The sequence below is a fragment of the Xanthomonas sacchari genome (assembly GCF_040529065.1).
GTDB lineage: Bacteria > Pseudomonadota > Gammaproteobacteria > Xanthomonadales > Xanthomonadaceae > Xanthomonas_A > Xanthomonas_A sacchari.
The window spans coordinates 3,167,091-3,185,979 of sequence record NZ_CP132343.1 but is presented as its reverse complement, the minus strand read 5'-3'; the positions used below and the strand labels follow the sequence as shown (position 1 = coordinate 3,185,979).

The window sequence follows — 18,889 nt, the reverse complement described above, 5'->3', positions numbered from 1 at the left end:
ACCATCTTGCCCCACCACAAGATCCGGACATGGGTGGCCCGCGGCAACGCCGGCCGAGCGTGCGACATGAGCACTACCACCGCCCTCGCTTGAGTTCCCGCCCAAGGCTGTCCGAGCAGGCGCCCTTGTGGCGCCTTCTTTCTGTCCCGCACCCAGGCTGGCCTGCCGCCGAGGTGGCGCGGACGTCATCCCCCAGTTTCCCTTTCCGCCGACTCCCATGATCACGATCACGCTCCCCGACGGCAGCCGCCGCGAATTCGAACATCCCGTCAGCCCCATGGACGTGGCCCAGTCCATCGGCCCCGGCCTGGCCAAGGCGACCATCGCCGGCCAGGTCGACGGCCGCCTGGTCGACGCCTGCGACCTCATCGACCACGACGCCAGCCTGCGCCTGATCACCGCCAAGGACGCCGAGGGCGTGGAGATCATCCGCCACTCCTGCGCGCACCTGGTCGGCCACGCGGTCAAGCAGCTGTATCCCGAGGTCAAGATGGTGATCGGCCCGGTCATCGCCGAGGGCTTCTACTACGACATCTACAGCGAGCGCCCGTTCACCCCCGAGGACATGGCGGCGATCGAGAAGCGCATGCAGGAGCTGATCGCGCAGGACTACGACGTGATCAAGAAGGTCACCCCGCGCGCCGAGGTGATCGAGTTGTTCAAGCAGCGCGGCGAGGACTACAAGCTGCGGCTGATCGAGGACATGCCCGAGGACGTCACCGCGATGGGCCTGTACTACCACCAGGAATACGTGGACATGTGTCGCGGCCCGCACGTGCCGAACACGCGCTTCCTCAAGGCCTTCAAGCTGACCCGCATCTCCGGCGCCTACTGGCGCGGCGACGCCAAGAACGAACAGCTGCAGCGCATCTACGGCACCGCCTGGGCCGACAAGAAGCAGCTTGAGGCCTACATCCTGCGCATGGAGGAGGCCGACAAGCGCGACCACCGCAAGATCGGCAAGCAGCAGGACCTGTTCCACCTGCAGGAAGAGGGCCCGGGCCTGGTGTTCTGGCACCCCAAGGGCTGGTCGATCTGGCAGGTGGTCGAGCAGTACATGCGCAAGGTCTACCGCGACAGCGGCTACGGCGAGGTGCGCTGCCCGCAGATCCTGGACGTGTCGCTGTGGCAGAAGTCCGGTCACTGGGACAATTACCAGGACAACATGTTCTTCACCGAGTCGGAGAAGCGCACCTACGCGGTCAAGCCGATGAACTGCCCCGGCCACGTGCAGGTGTTCAACCAGGGCCTGCACAGCTACCGCGACCTGCCGATCCGCTACGGCGAGTTCGGCGCCTGCCACCGCAACGAGCCGTCCGGCGCGCTGCACGGCATCCTGCGCGTGCGCGGCTTCACCCAGGACGATGGCCACATCTTCTGCACCGAGCAGCAGATCGAGGCCGAGGTCACCGCCTTCCACCAACAGGCGCTGAAGGTGTACGGCGACTTCGGCTTCGACGACATCCAGATCAAGATCGCCTTGCGCCCGGAAAAGCGCCTCGGCGACGACGCCACCTGGGACAAGGCCGAGGCCGCGCTGCGCGCCGCGCTCGGCGCCTGCGGCGTGGAGTGGCAGGAGCTGCCGGGCGAGGGCGCCTTCTACGGCCCGAAGATCGAGTACCACCTCAAGGACGCGATCGGCCGCACCTGGCAGCTCGGCACCATGCAGGTGGATTTCATGATGCCCGGCCGCCTCGGCGCCGAGTACGTGGACGAGCACAGCCAGAAGAAGCATCCGGTCATGCTGCACCGGGCCATCGTCGGCTCGATGGAGCGCTTCATCGGCATCCTGATCGAGCACCACGCCGGGATGTTCCCGGCCTGGCTGGCGCCGGTGCAGGCCGTGGTCATGAACATCACGGACGCGCAGGCAGACTATGTAGACAACGTGCGGAAACTCCTTGCAAATCAAGGCTTCCGCATCGAGGCCGATTTGCGGAACGAAAAAATCGGTTATAAGATTCGCGAACACACGCTGCAGCGGGTGCCGTACCTGTTGGTCGCGGGCGACCGCGAGACGGAGAACGGCGCGATTGCGGTCCGTACGCGGTCGGGGGAGGATCTGGGCACCATGTCGGTCGCCGCCTTCGCCGACCGGCTGCGCGCCGAGCAGTTGGCGTGACACCACCCTGGCGCGGACGGAGCCTCCGTCCGCGCCAGTCCGATTCCCCTGGGAGATTGCAACATCAGTACCCCTGACAACAAACAGAATCGCAAGAACCAAGAGATCCGCGTGCCGCGCGTGCGCGTGATCGGCGCAGACGGCGAGATGGTCGGCGTGTTGAGCCGCGACGAAGCGCTGGCGATGGCCGAGGAAGACGGCCTGGATCTGGTCGAGATCCAGCCGCAGGCCGATCCGCCGGTCTGCAAGATCATGGACTTCGGCAAGTTCAAGTTCGAGCAGCAGAAGAAGGCCAACGAAGCCAAGAAGAAGACCAAGCAGGTCGAGATCAAGGAAATCAAGTTCCGTCCGGTCACGGACGAAGGCGATTACCAGATCAAGCTGCGCAACATGCGCCGCTTCATCGAGGAAGGCGACAAGGTCAAGGTCAACATCCGCTTCCGCGGTCGCGAGATGAGCCATCAGGAGCTCGGTCGCGAAATGGCCGCGCGGATCGAGGCCGATCTGGGCGAGGACATCGTCATCGAATCGCGTCCGCGCCTGGAAGGCCGGCAGATGGTGATGATGATCGCGCCGAAGAAGCGCTGACCCAGTCCAGGATCGCGCCCCGCCCCGTGCGGGCGCGCGGCCGCACGGGCGCCAACGGCGCCCTCTGTCATGGTCATCCCGGCTTTTTTGCCCCGGCGCAGACTGCGTGGGGATGCCGTGCGCGCCGTTTTCGATTCCCCATTCCCCATTCTCGATTCCCGGCGCGCCAATGCGCGCCCACCGAACCGCATGATTTGCAAGGCATTCCAAGCCCTGGCATAATGCGCGGCCCAGTTCATCGGGTTTGCCGCTCCGGCGGCAATAGGACCCGCCCGGATCCTCAGTGGATCAAGGGCTTACAAGCAGGTAAGGGCACGGACGGAAAGTGTGGCGCAGCCACCGCCCTGACCAGTGACAAAACACCATCAAGGACATTGCAATGCCCAAGATCAAGACCAACCGGGCGGCGGCCAAGCGTTTCCGCAAGACCGCCTCCGGCAAGTACAAGGCCGGCCACGCCAACCGTAGCCACATCCTCACCAAGAAAGCGACCAAGCGGAAGCGCAACCTGCGGCAGACGAACCACGTCCGTGCCGAGGACGCAGGCCGTCTGGACCGTATGCTTCCCTACCTCTGAGGACTGAACCATGGCTCGAGTCAAGCGTGGCGTCCAGGCGCGCCGTCGTCACAAGAAAGTTCTGAACCTCGCCAAGGGCTACTACAACGCCCGTCGCAAGGTTTTCCGCGTCGCCAAGCAGGCGGTGATCAAGGCGCAGCAGTACGCCTACATCGGCCGCAAGCAGAAGAAGCGCAATTTCCGTTCGCTGTGGATCACCCGCATCAATGCGGCGGCCCGCATCAACGGCATGAGCTACAGCCGTTTCATGAACGGCCTGCTCAAGGCCGGCATCACCCTCGACCGCAAGGTGCTGGCGGACATCGCCGTGCACGACGCGCAGGGCTTTGCCGCCCTGGCGGAGAAGGCGAAGGGCGCGCTGGCGGCATAAGTTTGCGAGTCCCTGCAGAAACCCGCGCGTCCACGTGCGGGGTTTCGGCGGGAGCCATCGCAGGCATGCAGGGGAAGGGCGCAAGTCCTTCCCCTTTTGCGTTTTTGGGGCGTCCCGATGCGGGGTGCCTGCCGGGTAGGTGAGGTCCCGCATCGGTGGGACACGGTGGCCACGGTTCGGCCGGAGCAGTGAGGCGCGAGTGCAATGAGTGAGATCGATTCCCTGAGCGGGCAGGCGCTGGCGGACATCGCCGCGGCGCAGAGTCCGGAGGCGCTGGAGCAATTGCGGGTCGCGCTGCTCGGCAAGAGCGGCAGCATCACCGCCCAGCTCAAGCAGCTCGGCGCGCTGGCGCCGGAGCAGCGCAAGCTGGCCGGCGAGGCGATCAACCGGGCGCGCGACACGGTGTCCGCCGCGCTGGCCGAGCGCCGCACGCTGCTGGAAACCGCGGCGCTGGACGCGCGCCTGGCCGCCGAGCGCATCGACGTGACCCTGCCGGGCCGGCGCGGCGAACGCGGCGGGCTGCATCCGGTCACCCGCACCCTGGAGCGCATCACCGAGATCTTCGCGCGGCTGGGCTACGAACTGTCCGACGGCCCCGAGATCGAGGACGACTGGCACAACTTCGAGGCGTTGAATTTCCCGCCGCACCATCCGGCGCGGGCGATGCACGACACCTTCTATTTCGGCGACGGCCGCCTGCTGCGCACCCACACCTCGGGCGTGCAGGTGCGCTACATGGGTGAGCATGCGCCGCCGCTGCGCATGATCGCCGCCGGCAAGGTCTACCGCAGCGACAGCGACCAGACCCATTCGCCGATGTTCCATCAGGTCGAAGGCCTGCTGGTCGACGAGCACGCGACCTTCGCCGACCTCAAGGGCACCCTGGCCGAGTTCGTGCGCGCGTTCTTCGAGCGCGATTTCCAGATGCGCTTCCGTCCCAGCTACTTCCCCTTCGTCGAGCCCGGCGCCGAGGTCGACATCGCCTGGCAGCAGCCCGACGGCAGCACCCGCTGGCTGGAAGTGCTCGGCTGCGGCATGGTCCACCCGAACGTGCTGCGCAACGTCGGCATCGACCCCGAGCGCTACACCGGCTTCGCCTTCGGCATGGGCGTGGAGCGTTTCGCGATGCTGCGCTACGGCGTCAACGACCTGCGCGCCTTCTTCGAGAACGACGTGCGGTTCCTGCGGCAGTTTGCTTGAGGGCGGGGATTCGGGAGTGGGGATTGGGGATTCGTTGAAGCGAGTTCCCCTCCAATCTTCCGGTCCCACGCGTATCCGCTCCTGCGAATCCCCAATCCCGAATCCCCAATCCCGGCTCTCCAATGAAATTCAGCGAAAACTGGCTGCGTAGCCACGTTCCGACCCAGGCCTCGCGTGAGCAGCTCACCGCGACCCTGACTGCCATCGGCCTGGAGGTCGAGGAGGTCGTGCCGCTCGGCGACGGCCTGCAGCAGGTGGTGGTGGCGCGGATCGTCGAGGCCGCGCCGCATCCCGAGGCCGACCGGTTGCAGGTGTGCCGGGTCGATGCCGGGCAGGGCGAGCTGCTGCAGATCGTCTGCGGTGCGCCGAACGCGCGCGCCGGGCTGGTCGCGCCGCTGGCGCTGGTCGGCGCGCAGGTCGGCGGCATCGCGATCAAGCCGGCCAAGCTGCGTGGGGTCGCGTCCAACGGCATGCTGTGCTCGGCCAAGGAACTGGGGCTGGACAGCGATGCGTCGGGCCTGTTCGAACTGCCCGACGATGCGCCTGTCGGCCAGGCGCTGACCGAGTACCTGGGGCTGCCCGACGCCAGCATCGAGATCAAGCTCACCCCCAACCGCGCCGATTGCTTCGGCGTGCGCGGCATCGCCTACGACGTGGCCGCGGCCTGCGGCAGCGACGTGCTGCCGTTGGCGGTGACGCCGGCGGCGGTGAGCAGCGAGCGCACGCTGGCGGTGACGCTGGACGCGGGCGCCGACGCGCCGCGCTACTGCGGCCGCGTGGTCGAGGATCTGGATCCGGCGGCGAAGACGCCGCTGTGGATGGCCGAACGCCTGCGCCGCAGCGGCGTGCGCCCGGTGTCGCTGCTGGTGGACATCACCCAGTACGTGATGCTGGAACTGGGCCAGCCGATGCATGCCTTCGACCTGGACACCTTGCAGGGCCCGGTCGGCGTGCGCCATGCGCGCGACGGCGAGACCCTGACCCTGCTCGATGGCCGCGAGGCGGCGCTGGATCCGGCCTTCCTGCTGGTCACCGACGCCGATCGGCCGGTGGCGCTGGCCGGGCTGATGGGTGGCCACGCGACCCGCGTCACCGAGACCACCCGCCACGTGTTCCTGGAGGCCGCGCATTTCGCCCCGGCGGCGATCATGGGCCGCGGTCGCAAGCTCGGCCTGCACACCGATGCCGGCCACCGTTTCGAGCGCGGCGTGGACCCGGCGCTGCCGCGGCAGGCGCTGGAACTGGCCACGCGGCTGGTGCTGGAGCTGGCCGGTGGCCGCGCCGGCCCGGTGGTCGAGGCCGCCCTGCCCGAATTCCTGCCGGCGCCTGCGCCGATCGCGCTGCGCCGCGCGCGCATCCTGCGCGTGCTCGGCATCGAGATCGCCGACGCCGACGTGGAGCGCATCCTGCGCGCGCTGGGCATGGAGGTGACTGCATCGGCCGATGGCTGGCAGGTCACCGCACCCAGCCGCCGCTTCGACATCGCCATCGAAGAGGACCTGATCGAGGAACTGGCGCGCATCCACGGCTACGACCGCCTGCCGACCACCTTGCCCGGTGGCGCCACGCGCATCGCCATGGACAGCGAGACCCAGCTGGACGAGCGCAGCGTGCGCCGGCAGTTGCTGGCGCGCGAGCTGCTGGAAACCATCAACTACGCCTTCGTCGACGCCGCGCTGCTGGACCAGTGGGGCCTGCACGACGGGCGCGTGGCCCTGGCCAATCCGCTCAGTGCCGAACTGGCGGTGATGCGTCCGTCGCTGCTGCCGGGGCTGGTCGCGGCGCTGGGCCGCAATGCCGCGCGCCAGGCCGGGCGCGTGCGCCTGTTCGAACTGGGCAAGGTGTTCGCCACGGCGGCGGAAGCCGGTGCCGCGCCGACCGAGACCCAGCGGGTGGCGGCGGCGGTGTGCGGCGATGCCGACGCCCTGCAGTGGGGTCTGCCGGCGCGCAAGGTCGATTTCCACGACCTCAAGGGCGATCTGGAGGCCCTGGCTGCGGCGTCCGGCGCACGCCTGGACTATCGGCCGGCGACGCACCCGTTCGCGCATCCGGCCCGATCGGCCGACGTCTATCGCGACGAGGCGCGGATCGGCTGGATCGGGCAACTGCATCCGCGGCTGCTGCAGGCGATGCAGATCGACGTCGATGTGCTGGCGTTCGAGCTGGACCTGGCGCCGCTGGCCGCGCGTGCCTTGCCGCGCGCCGCCGAGCTGTCGCGGTTCCCGTCGGTGCGCCGCGACCTGGCCTTCGTGGTGCCTGACGCGGTGAGTTGGGCGGCGCTGGCGCGCAGCGTGCGCGCGGCGGTGGGGCCCTTGCTGCGCGAGGTCGTGCTGTTCGACCGCTACGTCGGCGCGGGGGTCGAGGCTGGTTGCAAGAGTCTCGCTATGGGCTTGATTTTGCAGGACAACACGCGCACTCTGACAGACCGCGACGTGGAGGCGGTGGTCGCCGATGCGGTGGCCGCGCTGGCGCGGGAACACGACGCGCGGATGCGTGGTTGAGAAGCACAGGGGATAGCAGGGCAATGGCGTTGACCAAAGCGGAAATGGCCGAGCGGTTGTTCGACGAAGTCGGGCTGAACAAGCGCGAGGCCAAGGAATTCGTCGATGCGTTCTTCGACGTGCTGCGCGACGCGCTCGAGCAGGGGCGGCAGGTGAAGCTGTCCGGTTTCGGCAACTTCGACCTGCGCCGCAAGAACCAACGGCCCGGCCGCAATCCCAAGACCGGCGAAGAGATCCCGATTTCGGCGCGGACGGTGGTGACCTTCCGTCCCGGACAGAAGCTCAAGGAGCGAGTGGAGGCATATGCTGGACCCGGGCAGTAACCGCGAACTTCCGCCGATTCCGGCCAAGCGCTACTTCACCATCGGTGAGGTCAGCGAGCTGTGCGACGTCAAGCCGCACGTGCTGCGCTACTGGGAGACCGAGTTCCCCAGCTTGGAACCGGTCAAGCGGCGCGGCAATCGCCGTTACTACCAGCGCCACGACGTGCTGATGGTGCGACAGATCCGCAGCCTGCTGTACGAACAGGGCTACACCATCGGCGGTGCGCGGCTGCGCCTGGAAGGCGAGGGCGCCCGCCAGGAATCGGCGCTGAGCAACCAGATCATCAAGCAGGTGCGGCAGGAGTTGGAAGAAGTCCTGCAGCTGCTGCGGCGTTGAACCAGGGCGGCCACCGCCGCTAGGAATGCCAGCGGCAAACCCGCTATAATCGCCAACTCGCCGCGAGGCGGGTCCGCCATGACGGCGGAGACGCAACACATCGGGGTATAGCGCAGCCTGGTAGCGCACTAGTCTGGGGGACTAGTGGTCGTCGGTTCGAATCCGGCTACCCCGACCATCTTTCGAAGGCCCATGTCTGCGACATGGGCCTTTTTGTTTGGCCAGGCTGGGCTGCCGGCCTCCACGCGCCGGTAGACGGGCACGGCCCCCCGAGGCGAGCGCCGCTCATGGCAGCGGTGCCGAAGCCGACGATCCGTAACATTCGTTTGGGGCCGAACGCATTGCCGTAGACAAAATTCGCAGGAATGCGCCATGGCTGCGCGCCGGCGCCGCCGCGTCAGATCGGAAAGCCGCGCCAGAACTGGGAGCGATGCAGCGTCAATGCGTTGACATTGATCACGTTAACATTGCGTCGATGGAACGTTTACCGGCCCTTGCTACGCTGAATCGTCGGACATGTAGTTGAACCCTCCTGTTACTGCGTCAAAAAAATGTCGGGTAACGCCTTGGTGACGGCAGATGGCTGTGCCATAGTGCGTTGCAACACGAAGCTTCGCTGTTGGCCAGGGCCGTTCGTCCCGGGCAGGAATTGACACCGTAATCATCCTCTGGCCGGGACGGAGCCCTGGCCGGTTGGACGAGTGCGGCGCTTCGAAAACCATTCGACAGAGGGCATCAGCATCGCGCATGGGTAAACTTTCCGTGACCTTCCACTGGGCGCTGGCCCTATTCTGCCTGGGGCTGCTGTCTGCATGCAGCAGTGGGCCGGCGATGCGTACCGACCTGCCGGCGGGCGATCCGCTTGCCGCTTCAATGGGCAAGCCGGAATACCTGCTCGGCCCGGGCGACCTGCTGACGGTCAAGGTGTTCCAGGTCGACGACCTGGAGCGCCAGGTGCGGGTCGACAACGAGGGCCGCATCTCGCTGCCGCTGATCGGCGACGTCAAGGCCGCCGGCTCCAGCGTCAATGCGCTGCAGAAGGAGATCGCCGACCGCTACCGCAACGGCTATCTGCAGAACCCGCAGGTGTCGGTGCTGGTCGACGAGTTCACCGGCAACCGGGTCACGGTCACCGGCGCGGTCAGCGAGCCGGGCATCTATCCCATCCAGGGCTCCGCGCTGACCCTGCAGCAGGCGCTGTCGCTGGGCAAGGGCGTCAGCGACGTGGCCAGCCGCGGCAACGTGGTGGTGTTCCGGACCGTCGGCGGGCAGAAGATGCTGGCCCGTTTCGATCTGCGCGAGATTCAGAAGGGCGCCGCGCCGGACCCGGCGATCTACGGTGGCGACATCGTGGTGGTGTACCGCTCCGATGCGCTGGTGTTGCTGCGGACCGTGGTGCAGCTGACCCCGTTCGTGATGGTGTGGAGGGCCTACCGATGAGCGCCTCCACCTTGCCTCCCGCCTCCGCGCCGCGTGCGCGCCCCGTGGGCACGCCGCTGAGCCCGGCCGACATCGGCCTGCTGGATTACTGGAATGCGCTGTACCGCCAGCGTTGGCTGATCGTCGGCATCACTGCGGCGGTGGTGCTGCTGGCGCTGCTGGCCCTCCTGCTGATGACGCCGAAGTACCGCGCCACCAGCGTGCTGCAGATCGAGCGCGAATCGCTCAACGTCGCCAATGTCGCCAACCTGATGCCGGTGGAATCGCCGCAGGACCGCGACTTCTACCAGACCCAGTACGAGCTGCTCGGCAGTCGTTCGCTGGCGCGGCAGGTGATCCGCGAGGCGAAGCTGACCGAGGCACCGGCGTTCAAGCCGCTGGTCGACGAGGCTCTGGAAAAGCTGCAGGACAACGGCGACGGGCGTGCGCCGACGCCGCAGGCGCGTGCCGCCGCGGCAGAGAACGCGCTGGTCGGCCCGGTGCTGGATGCGTTGACCATCGAGCCGGTGCGCGACTCGCGCCTGGTGCGGATCAACTTCGATTCGCCCGACCGGGTGCTGGCCACGCGCGTGGCCAACACCTACGCCAAGATGTTCATTGCCTCGACCCAGGAACGCCGGCTGCAGGCATCCTCGTTCGCCGCGCGCTATCTGTCCGAACGCCTGGCGCAACTGCGCGACAAGGTGGAGGAGTCGGAGAAGAATGCCGTCGACTATTCCAGCCAGGAACAGATCGTGTCGATGGGCGACGACAAACCGTCGCTGCCCACGCAGAACATGAGCGAACTGAATGTGCGCCTGGCCGCCGCGCAGGAAGCGCGGATCAAGGCCGAGGCGGCCTGGCGCCAGGCCGGCATCGGCGACGGCATGGGCCTGCCGCAGGTGGTCAGCAACCCGTTGATCCAGAATCTGCGCGCCGAGCAGGCCAAGATGACCGCCGACTACCAGCAGAAGCTGGCGACGTTCCAGCCGGGCTACCCGGAGATGCAGCGCCTGCAGAACCAGATCGCCGAGACCAAGCGGCAGATCGCCGACGAGGTCGCCAACATCCGCAGCGCGCTGAAGAACGACTACGAGTCGGCGCGTCAGCAGGAAACCTTGCTGGCCGACCGCATCGCCGCGCTGAAGAACGACGAACTGGACCTGCAGACCCGCAGCATCCGCTACACCATGCTGCGCCGCGAGGCCGACACCAACCGCCAGCTCTACGACGCGCTGCTGCAGCGCTACAAGGAGATCGGCGTGGTCGGCAACGTTGGCACCAACAACATTTCGATCGTCGACCGCGCCGATGTGCCCGGCAAGCCGAATTCGCCGAAGAAATTGCTCGGCCTGGCGCTGGCCTTCGTGTTCGGCCTGTTCCTGGCGGTGGCGGTGGCGCTGGTGCGCTATTTCATCCGCGAGGCCGAAGCCGCGGCGGCGGCCTCGGCATGAGATGTCGCAGCGCCATGGCGCGCCGCACAGCGCAAGGCGCGAGCGCGTGCCGCAACGCACACATCGGCATCGGTTCGACGCACAGTCTTCAGTGAGGTGATACGTGGTTCAGCTAGGCAATGAGGTGCTCCATTATTTTCCAGCGCGGTTGTACGAAGACGTTCTTCTGTTGAAGTAATCACGGGCTGCCGTGGACCTGGGGTCGGCGAGGGAGGCGCCGCAGCGGTCCACAGGCAGGCGAAATCGAGGCCCGGCGGCGTCGCATGTTCCCCCGCATGCCGATCGACCGGGTTTGGATAGGAATCCCGATCATGCTTTTGGCAGACCTGAGTAGCGCCACCTATACGACCTCCTCGCCGCGCATGCTGTCCAAGTACGCGGCCGCGGCAGACATCCTGTTGCGCGTGTCCGACCTGACCGTCATGGTCGGCGGCGCGTTGCTGACCCACCGGCTGCTGTTCGGTACCTGGATGCCGGAACCGGCATATCGGGTGGCGATCGGCACCACGCTGCTGTACGCGGTGATCTGTTTCGCCCTGTTCCCGCTGTACCGCAGTTGGCGCGGGCGCGGCCTGTTGCGCGAGATGATGGTGCTGAGCCTGGCCTGCGGCGGCGTGTTCGCCCTGTTCGCCATGCATGCCTTCGTGGTGCAGTTCGGCCAGCAGGTCTCGCGGCTGTGGATTGGCACCTGGTTCGTCACCAGCCTGGGAACGCTGCTGCTCTCGCGCACGGTGGTGCGCGGCGTGCTCAACCGGCTGCGCTCGGAGGGCGTGGACGTGCAGCGCGTGGTGGTGGTCGGGTTGCGCCATCCGGTGGTGAAGATCCATAACTACCTGAGCCGCAATCCCTGGGTGGGCATGCAGGTGGTGGGCTACTTCAGCAGCGACTACGACCTGTCGGTGGCCGACCATCCGCAGAAGCTGCAGTGCCTGGGCGAGGGCACCGCCGACGCGCTGATCGACTACCTCGACGACCACCAGGTCGAGCAGGTGTGGATCTCGTTGCCGCTGGGCGAGCGCGACCACATCAAGCAGCTGCTGCAGCGCATGGACCGCTATCCGATCCAGGTCCGGTTGATTCCCGATCTGTTCGACTTCGGCATGCTCAACCAGTCCGGCGACCAGATCGGCAACGTGCCGGTGATCAACCTGCGCCAGGGCGGGGTGGACCGCAACACCTACTTCGTGGTCGCCAAGGCGTTGCAGGACAAGCTGGTGGCCCTGGCCGCACTGGCGGTGCTGTGGCCGCTGATGCTGGCGATCGCGGTGGGCGTGAAGCTGAGCTCGCCGGGCCCGGTGTTCTTCCGCCAGCGCCGCCATGGCCTCGGCGGGCGCGAGTTCTACATGTACAAGTTCCGCTCCATGCGCGTGCAGCAGGAGCCCAGCGACGTGGTGGTGCAGGCCACGCGCGGCGACAGCCGGGTGACCCGATTCGGTGCGTTCCTGCGCCGCACCAGCCTGGACGAGTTGCCGCAGCTGTTCAACGTGCTCGGCGGCAGCATGTCGGTGGTGGGGCCGCGTCCGCACGCGGCGCAGCACAACACCCACTACGAGAAGCTGATCCACCATTACATGCAGCGGCACTACGTCAAGCCGGGCATCACCGGCTGGGCGCAGGTGAACGGTTTCCGCGGCGAGACGCCGGAACTGCGCACGATGAAGAAGCGCATCCAGTACGACCTGGATTACATCCGCCGCTGGTCGTTGTGGCTGGATACGCGGATCATCGTGCTGACCGCGTTCAAGGTGCTCGGGCAGAAGACCGCCTACTGATGCGCCCGATGCGTCTTCTTCCCGCCGACCGTGTGCAGCGTCGGCGTCGCTTCCGCGTCGCCGTCGTTCCTGCACTGCCTGCACCGAATGGGCTGGCGTGCCACATGCCGGCGCCACGCCCGGCACGCGCCCAGCGTGGCGTCGTCGCGCGATGCGCCGTCGCCGCCGTGGGGTGCGCATGCTGAGCATGCCGGACATGCCGCTGCGCGAGCAGCGTCGCAACTTGCTGATCGAGCTGGTGCTGTTGTTCGCCGTCGGCTACAACTTCGTGCTGGCGGTGATCAACGCCAAGGTGTTCCGGGTCAGCCCGGCGATGACCTACGCGGTGGAACTGGCGGTCTATGCGGCGTGTTTCCTGCTTGGCATGCGCGCGCTGGACCGCAAGCGCATGGCGATGGTGTTCACCGGCATCGCCCTGCTGGCGCTGCTGATGCTGGTGCGCCTGTTCATGGCGTGGACGCTGGATCCGAAGTTCTTCCGCGATGCGCTGATCCCGTTCGCCTTCCTGATGCTCGGCGCGGCGTATACCGGCTCGCTGCCGCGCATGTTTGTGCGCATGGCGCTGCTGGTGTCGCTGGTGGCGGTGTTCGAGCTGGCCCTGCCCAAGGTCTACGGCGACGTGGTCAACCCCAAGAGCTATTTCGTCAACGCACGCGGCGCCAGCGCGTCGAGCTTCTGGAACCAGGACAGCAATCTGTTCGTCAGTGCGACACGGCCGGGGGCGCGCAACTTCCTGCCGTCGTCGAACCTGCCGCGCGCCTCCTCGGTATTCATCGAGCCGGTGACGATGGGCAACTTCATCATCTTCTTCACCGCGATCCTGCTGACCTTCTGGCGCTGGATGCGGCCGCTGGCGATCGTCGCCTCGGTAGCGATGATCGGCTTCCTGATCGTGGCCTCGGACGGGCGCCTGGCCGCCGGCACCTGCGTGATGATGGCGCTGCTGAGCCCGTTGCTGCTGCGCACCGACCAGCGCCTGGGCTTTTTGATCTTCTTCCTGGTGATGGGCGGGGCGTGGCTGCTGGTCTGGGCCTCGGGCATCCAGAGCTACGAGGACACCACCCTGGGGCGGGTGTTCTTCACCGTCGATTCGATCCGCAGGATGAGCGCCGATGCGTGGATGGGGCTGGACGTGGACCAGCCATACCGCTACTTCGACAGCGGCATCGCCTACTTCATCTCCTCGCAGTCGGTGCTGCTGGTGCTGGCGTTCCTGCTGGCGTACTCGTTCGCGATGCTGATGCGCACCATCGAAGGGCAACTGTTCAAGAACCTGTTGATCTTCGCGTTCTCGCTGAGCCTGCTGGTCTCCAACGGCTATTTCTCGATCAAGACCGCGGCGCTGTGGTGGTTCGTGTGCGGTTGCCTTTGGCAGATGACGCCGCGCCTGCGCGATGCGCCGGCGACCGCGACGACGCCGGCTCCGCGTCTCCCGGCGGTGCCGGCATGAGCGCGCCCGCAACGGCTGTTTCCGCGTCGGTGCCGGCGCAGGCGCGCACCGCGCGGGCGAGCGCGCCGCGCGACATGCGCATCGATGCGGCCAAGGCGCTGGCGATTCTGCTGGTGGTGTTCGGCCATGCCAAGGGCATTCCGCACGCCTATGTGATCCTGGCCTACAGCTTCCACGTGCCGATGTTCTTCCTGTTGTCGGGCTGGGTCGGCGAGGCCTTCGGCAACCGCCCGCTGACCTTGGCCACGGTCGGCAAGCTGGCGCGCAGCCTGCTGCTGCCGTACGTGGCGTTCTTTTTCGTCGCCTACGCGTACTGGATGCTGACCCGGCATATCGGCAGCAAGGCGCAGCTGTGGGGCGACCGGCCGTGGTGGGAGCCGCTGCTGGGCCTGGTCAGTGGCATCGGCCCCAAGCTCTACGTGATGCCGGCGCTGTGGTTCCTGCCGGCGCTGTTCGTGACCACGCTGGCGTATCTGGCGCTGCGTCGGACGCTGTCGTTGCCGGTGCTGGCCGGGCTGTCGTTGCCGCTGGCCTGGGGCTGGGCGTGCTGGTTCCCGGGGCAGGACATGCGCCTTCCGTTCTCCCTGGACGTGCTGCCGGTGGCGCTGTGCTTCTTCGCGATCGGCGCGCTCGCCGCCACGCGGGCGCAGTGGTGGCCGGCGCGGCCGGCCGGCAATGCGCTGGCGGCGCTGCTGCTGGGTGCGGCCTGGTTCGCGATCGCCTGGCACAACGGCCGCGTGGACGTGAACATGCTCAAGTTCGGCGATTCCCCGCTGGGCTTCCTGGCCGCCAGCCTGCTCGGCAGCGCCATGGCGCTGTGCATCGCCGGGCTACTGCAGCACTGGGCCTGGCTGCAGTGGATCGGACGCAACACCTTGCTGATCCTGTGCACGCATACCTTGTTGTTCTCGGTGATGGCCGGCGTCGCCGCCCGTACCGGCCTGGTCCGCGGCGATGCGTGGGGACCGGCCTGGGCGGTGTCGGTGAGCGTGCTGGCGGTGCTGGCCAGCGTGCCGATGCGCGCGGTGCTGGTGCGGATCGCGCCGTGGATGATCGGCGTGCGCCGCAGCGTGGTCGCGGGAGCGACGGCATGAAGGTGGTGCATGTGGTGCGCCAGTTCCATCCGTCGGTCGGCGGCATGGAGGAGGTGGTGCTGAACATCGCGCGCCGCCATCTGCAGCAGGGCCGCGACCAGGTCGAAGTGGTGAGCCTGGAGCGGGTGTTCACCGATCCGCAGCAGCGTCTGGCGTCGCGCGACAGCCACCAGGGCGTCCCGATCGTGCGCTTGCCGTATCGCGGTTCCTCGCGCTATCCGCTGGCGCCGTCGGTGCTGTCAGCAGTGCGCGGCGCGGATCTGCTGCACGTGCACGGCATCGATTTCTTCTACGACTTCCTGGCCCTGACCCGGCCGCTGCACCGTGTGCCGATGATCGTGTCCACCCATGGCGGTTTCTTCCACACCACCTATGCCTCGCGCCTGAAGATGCTCTGGTTCAAGACCCTCACCCGCACCTCGGCGCTCGCCTATGCGCGGGTGGTGGCGACCAGCGAGAACGATGGCCGGCTGTTCTCGCAGGTGGTCGCGCCGCAGCGGCTGCGGGTGATCGAGAACGGGGTGGACGTGGACAAGTTCGCCGGGCAGGGCAGCGCCACGCCCGGACGTACGCTGATCTACTTCGGGCGCTGGTCGGTCAACAAGGGCCTGCTGGAGACCCTGGATCTGGTGCGCGCGCTGGCCGCGCAGGATCCGGCCTGGCAATTGATCGTGGCCGGGCGCGAGTACGACTTCAGCGTGGCCGACCTGCAGCAGGCGATCGCCGAGCGCGGCCTGCAGCAGCGGGTGCGCCTGCAGGTAGCGCCGACCCAGGCGCAACTGGCGCAGTTGCTCGGCAGCGCGCAGTACTTCGTGTGCCTGTCGCGGCACGAGGGATTCGGCCTGGCCGCGGTGGAAGCGATGAGCGCGGGACTGCTGCCGATCCTCAGCGACATTCCGCCGTTCGCGCGCCTGCAGCGCGAGTCGGGGCAGGGCGTGCTGGTCGACCCGGCCGATCCGCAGGCGGCCGCGGCCACGGTGCGCGCCTTCGCCGCCGGCACCGATGCGGACTTCGCCGCGCAGCGCGCCGCGGCGATGGCCTATGCGCATCGCTACGACTGGGACCGCGTGGTCGGCGCCTATCTGGACGAATACCGCCTGGCGCTGGCCGGCGCGGAGGGCGGCCGATGAGCGGCGAGCGCCAGCGCCACGGCGCGGCGGAGCAGACTGCGCCGGCAGTCACCGTGCTGCTGTCCACCGAGCGCCCGACCGCGACCACCAATCCCTACCTGACACAGCTCTACGCGGCGCTGCCGCCGCAGGTGCAACTGCGCTTCTTCTCGATGCGCGCGGCGCTGCTGTCGCGCTACGACGTGCTGCACCTGCATTGGCCGGAGTACCTGCTGCGGCATCGCACCGCGCTCGGCACGCTGGTCAAGCAGGCCTGCGTCGCGCTGTTGCTGCTGCGCCTGCGTGTGGCAGGCGTGCCGTTGGTGCGCACCCTGCACAACGTGGCGCCGCACGAGGACAAGGGCTGGCGCGAACGCCTGCTGCTGCGCTGGATCGACCGCCAGACCGCGCGCTGGATCCGCATCAATGCGACCACGCCCGAACGCGCGCCGGCCACCGACACCATCCTGCACGGCCATTACCGCGACTGGTACGCGCCGCTGCCGCAACCGCCGCGAGTGCGCGGGCGCTTGCTGCACTTCGGGCTGCTGCGCCCATACAAGGGCGTGGAGACGTTGATCGCGACGTTCGGTGCATTGCCCGATCCCCAGCTCAGCCTGCGCATCGCCGGCAACCCGATCGATGCGCAGATCCGCGGCGTGGTCGAACGCGCCTGTGCCGCGGACCCGCGGATCAGTGCACGCCTGCAGTACGTGGAGGACGCGGTGCTGGCGCAGGAGGTCGGCGAGGCCGAACTGGTGGTGCTGCCGTACCGGCAGATGCACAACTCCGGCACCTTGCTGCTGGCGCTGTCGCTGGCGCGCCCAGTGTTGGCGCCGTGGAGCGAGGCCAATGCCGCCATCGTCGACGAAGTCGGCGCGCAGTGGGTGCAGCTGTACCAGGGCGAGCTGGATGCGGCGCAACTGGCGCAGGCCCTGGCGCTCGCGCAGCAGTTGCCCGCCGACGCCGTGCCGGACCTGTCGCGGCGCGACTGGAACGGCATCGGTCTGCAGCATTACCGCAGCTATCTGCAGGCGCTGACCGCGCGCCGCGGGGAGGACGCATGAGCAGCGCCGAGACCCCGCGGCCGGCAGCGCCGCAACCCGGATTGGGCGCCCGCGCCGCCGGCGGCGCAGCGGTGACCATGGCCGGGCAGCTGGCCAAGATGGTGGTGCAGTTCGGCGGCATCATTCTGCTGGCGCGGCTGCTGACGCCCTACGACTACGGCCTGATGGCGATGGTGACGGCGATCGTCGGCATGGCCGAGATCCTGCGCGACTTCGGCCTGTCCTCGGCGGCGATCCAGGCCAAGCACGTCAGCCGCGAGCAGCGCGACAACCTGTTCTGGATCAACAGCGGCATCGGTCTGGCGCTGGCGATCGTGGTGTTCCTGTCCTCGTCGTGGATCGCGCACTTCTACCGCGAGCCGGCCCTGCTCGGCATTTCCCAGGCGCTGGCGGTGACCTTCCTGCTCAACGGCATGACCACGCAGTACCGCGCGCACCTGAGCCGTGCGCTGCGCTTCGGTCAGGTCTCGCTGAGCGACGTCGGCGCGCAGGTGCTGGGCCTGCTGGCCGGCGTCGGCGTGGCCCTGGCCGGCTACGGCTACTGGGCGCTGGTCTGGCAGCAGGTGGTGCAGGCACTGGTCAATCTGCTGATCGCTGGCGCCTGCGCGCGCTGGCTGCCGCGCGGCTACCGGCGCGATGCGCCGATGCGCACCTTCCTGAGCTTCGGCTGGAACCTGATGGCGGCGCAGTTGCTCGGCTACGCCAGCCGCAACGTCGGCCAGGTGATCATCGGCCACCGCATCGGCGCCGAAGCGCTGGGCCTGTACAACCGCGCGTTCCAGCTGTTGATGATGCCGCTGAACCAGATCAACGCGCCGGCCACTTCGGTGGCGCTGCCGGTGCTGTCGCAGTTGCAGGACGATCCGCCGCGCTTCGGCAACTTCCTGCTGCGCGGGCAGACGGTGATGGTGCACCTGATCGTGGCGCTGTTTTCCTGCGCCTGCGCGCTGGCGATGCCGCTGATCGTGCTGGTGCTGGGCGAACAGTGGCGGCCGGCGGTGCCGCTGTTCCAGGTGCTGACCCTCGGCGGCATCTTCCAGACCGCATCCTACGCCACCTACTGGGTGTTCCTGGCGCTGGGCCTGATGCGCCAACAACTGGTGTACTCGGTGGTGGGGCGGGTGATGCTGATCGCCTGCATCTTCGCCGGCTCGCTGTGGGGCGTGATGGGCGTGACCGTGGGCTACACGCTGGGTCTGCTGGTGATGTGGCCGCTGTCGGTGATCTGGATCGCGCGCATCGCGCCGCAGATTCCGGCCTGGGAGCTGTTCAACAACGCCTTGCGCGCGGTGCTCGGCTATGGCGTCTGCGGCGTCGCCGCCTACCTGGCCGCGCAGCAGTGGGGCGGCGCGTCGCTGTGGATGCAGCTGATCGTCGGCGCCGTGGCGATGGCGCTGTCCGGCTTGCTGGTGTTCGCGCTGTGGCCGGCGTTCCGCCGCGACGTGTTGGCTATCCTGCAGATGCGCACGCTGTTGCGCCAGGCACGGGGAGCCCGATGAGCGTCGG

Annotated in this window: 15 protein-coding genes, 1 tRNA gene and 1 pseudogene; all 17 read left to right on the top strand. The window is 67.8% G+C overall.

Going from position 1 to position 18,889, the window contains the following annotated elements:
- Positions 1–217 precede the first annotated feature (217 nt).
- Positions 218–2,122 carry a threonine--tRNA ligase gene (gene thrS / locus RAB71_RS13400; protein WP_010342863.1) on the top strand — a complete coding sequence of 635 codons (1,905 nt, stop codon included), beginning with the start codon at positions 218–220 and terminating at the stop codon, positions 2,120–2,122.
- A 63-nt stretch (positions 2,123–2,185) separates the two neighbouring features.
- A complete protein-coding gene (gene infC, locus RAB71_RS13395; RefSeq protein WP_316685644.1) occupies positions 2,186–2,710 on the top strand; it encodes a translation initiation factor IF-3 in 525 nt (174 codons plus the stop codon).
- A 379-nt stretch (positions 2,711–3,089) separates the two neighbouring features.
- Complete coding sequence (rpmI, locus tag RAB71_RS13390) at positions 3,090–3,287, top strand: 50S ribosomal protein L35 (RefSeq protein ID WP_010342861.1); 198 nt, start codon at positions 3,090–3,092, stop codon at positions 3,285–3,287.
- A 10-nt stretch (positions 3,288–3,297) separates the two neighbouring features.
- Positions 3,298–3,657: a 50S ribosomal protein L20 gene (gene rplT, locus RAB71_RS13385; protein ID WP_010342859.1), complete on the top strand. Its 360-nt coding sequence runs from the start codon at positions 3,298–3,300 to the stop codon at positions 3,655–3,657.
- A 204-nt stretch (positions 3,658–3,861) separates the two neighbouring features.
- A complete protein-coding gene (gene pheS, locus RAB71_RS13380) occupies positions 3,862–4,857 on the top strand; it encodes a phenylalanine--tRNA ligase subunit alpha (RefSeq protein WP_010342858.1) in 996 nt (331 codons plus the stop codon).
- A 122-nt stretch (positions 4,858–4,979) separates the two neighbouring features.
- Positions 4,980–7,358, top strand: a complete 2,379-nt coding sequence (gene pheT / locus RAB71_RS13375) for a phenylalanine--tRNA ligase subunit beta (protein ID WP_010342857.1) — start codon at positions 4,980–4,982, stop codon at positions 7,356–7,358.
- 23 nt (positions 7,359–7,381) lie between these two features.
- Positions 7,382–7,681 (top strand): integration host factor subunit alpha, encoded by a 300-nt coding sequence (locus RAB71_RS13370; protein ID WP_003466661.1) that lies wholly within the window; start codon positions 7,382–7,384, stop codon positions 7,679–7,681.
- Positions 7,662–8,018 carry a MerR family transcriptional regulator gene (locus tag RAB71_RS13365; RefSeq protein ID WP_009597860.1) on the top strand — a complete coding sequence of 119 codons (357 nt, stop codon included), beginning with the start codon at positions 7,662–7,664 and terminating at the stop codon, positions 8,016–8,018. Before RAB71_RS13370 ends, RAB71_RS13365 begins: the two co-directional genes overlap by 20 nt.
- 101 nt (positions 8,019–8,119) lie before the next feature.
- A tRNA-Pro gene (locus tag RAB71_RS13360) sits at positions 8,120–8,196 on the top strand.
- A 569-nt stretch (positions 8,197–8,765) separates the two neighbouring features.
- Positions 8,766–9,458 (top strand): polysaccharide biosynthesis/export family protein, encoded by a 693-nt coding sequence (locus tag RAB71_RS13355; RefSeq protein ID WP_026143621.1) that lies wholly within the window; start codon positions 8,766–8,768, stop codon positions 9,456–9,458.
- Positions 9,455–10,891 (top strand): GumC family protein, encoded by a 1,437-nt coding sequence (locus tag RAB71_RS13350; RefSeq protein ID WP_010342855.1) that lies wholly within the window; start codon positions 9,455–9,457, stop codon positions 10,889–10,891. Before RAB71_RS13355 ends, RAB71_RS13350 begins: the two co-directional genes overlap by 4 nt.
- Before the next feature lie 311 nt (positions 10,892–11,202).
- A complete protein-coding gene (locus RAB71_RS13345) occupies positions 11,203–12,663 on the top strand; it encodes an undecaprenyl-phosphate glucose phosphotransferase (RefSeq protein WP_010342854.1) in 1,461 nt (486 codons plus the stop codon).
- Between the two features lie 178 nt (positions 12,664–12,841).
- Positions 12,842–14,035 (top strand): annotated as a pseudogene (locus tag RAB71_RS13340) (polysaccharide biosynthesis protein GumE); the annotation flags it as partial.
- 74 nt (positions 14,036–14,109) lie between these two features.
- Positions 14,110–15,207 (top strand): acyltransferase family protein, encoded by a 1,098-nt coding sequence (locus tag RAB71_RS13335; RefSeq protein WP_029562072.1) that lies wholly within the window; start codon positions 14,110–14,112, stop codon positions 15,205–15,207.
- The gene (locus tag RAB71_RS13330) at positions 15,204–16,337 is read left to right on the top strand and encodes a glycosyltransferase family 4 protein (protein ID WP_010342851.1); all 1,134 of its coding nucleotides are present in this window, start codon (positions 15,204–15,206) and stop codon (positions 16,335–16,337) included. The genes RAB71_RS13335 and RAB71_RS13330 overlap by 4 nt, the downstream gene beginning before the upstream one ends.
- A complete protein-coding gene (locus RAB71_RS13325) occupies positions 16,334–17,383 on the top strand; it encodes a GumI protein (protein ID WP_010342850.1) in 1,050 nt (349 codons plus the stop codon). The genes RAB71_RS13330 and RAB71_RS13325 overlap by 4 nt, the downstream gene beginning before the upstream one ends.
- A complete protein-coding gene (locus RAB71_RS13320) occupies positions 17,380–18,882 on the top strand; it encodes a lipopolysaccharide biosynthesis protein (protein WP_010342849.1) in 1,503 nt (500 codons plus the stop codon). The genes RAB71_RS13325 and RAB71_RS13320 overlap by 4 nt, the downstream gene beginning before the upstream one ends.
- Positions 18,883–18,889: the final 7 nt, after the last annotated feature.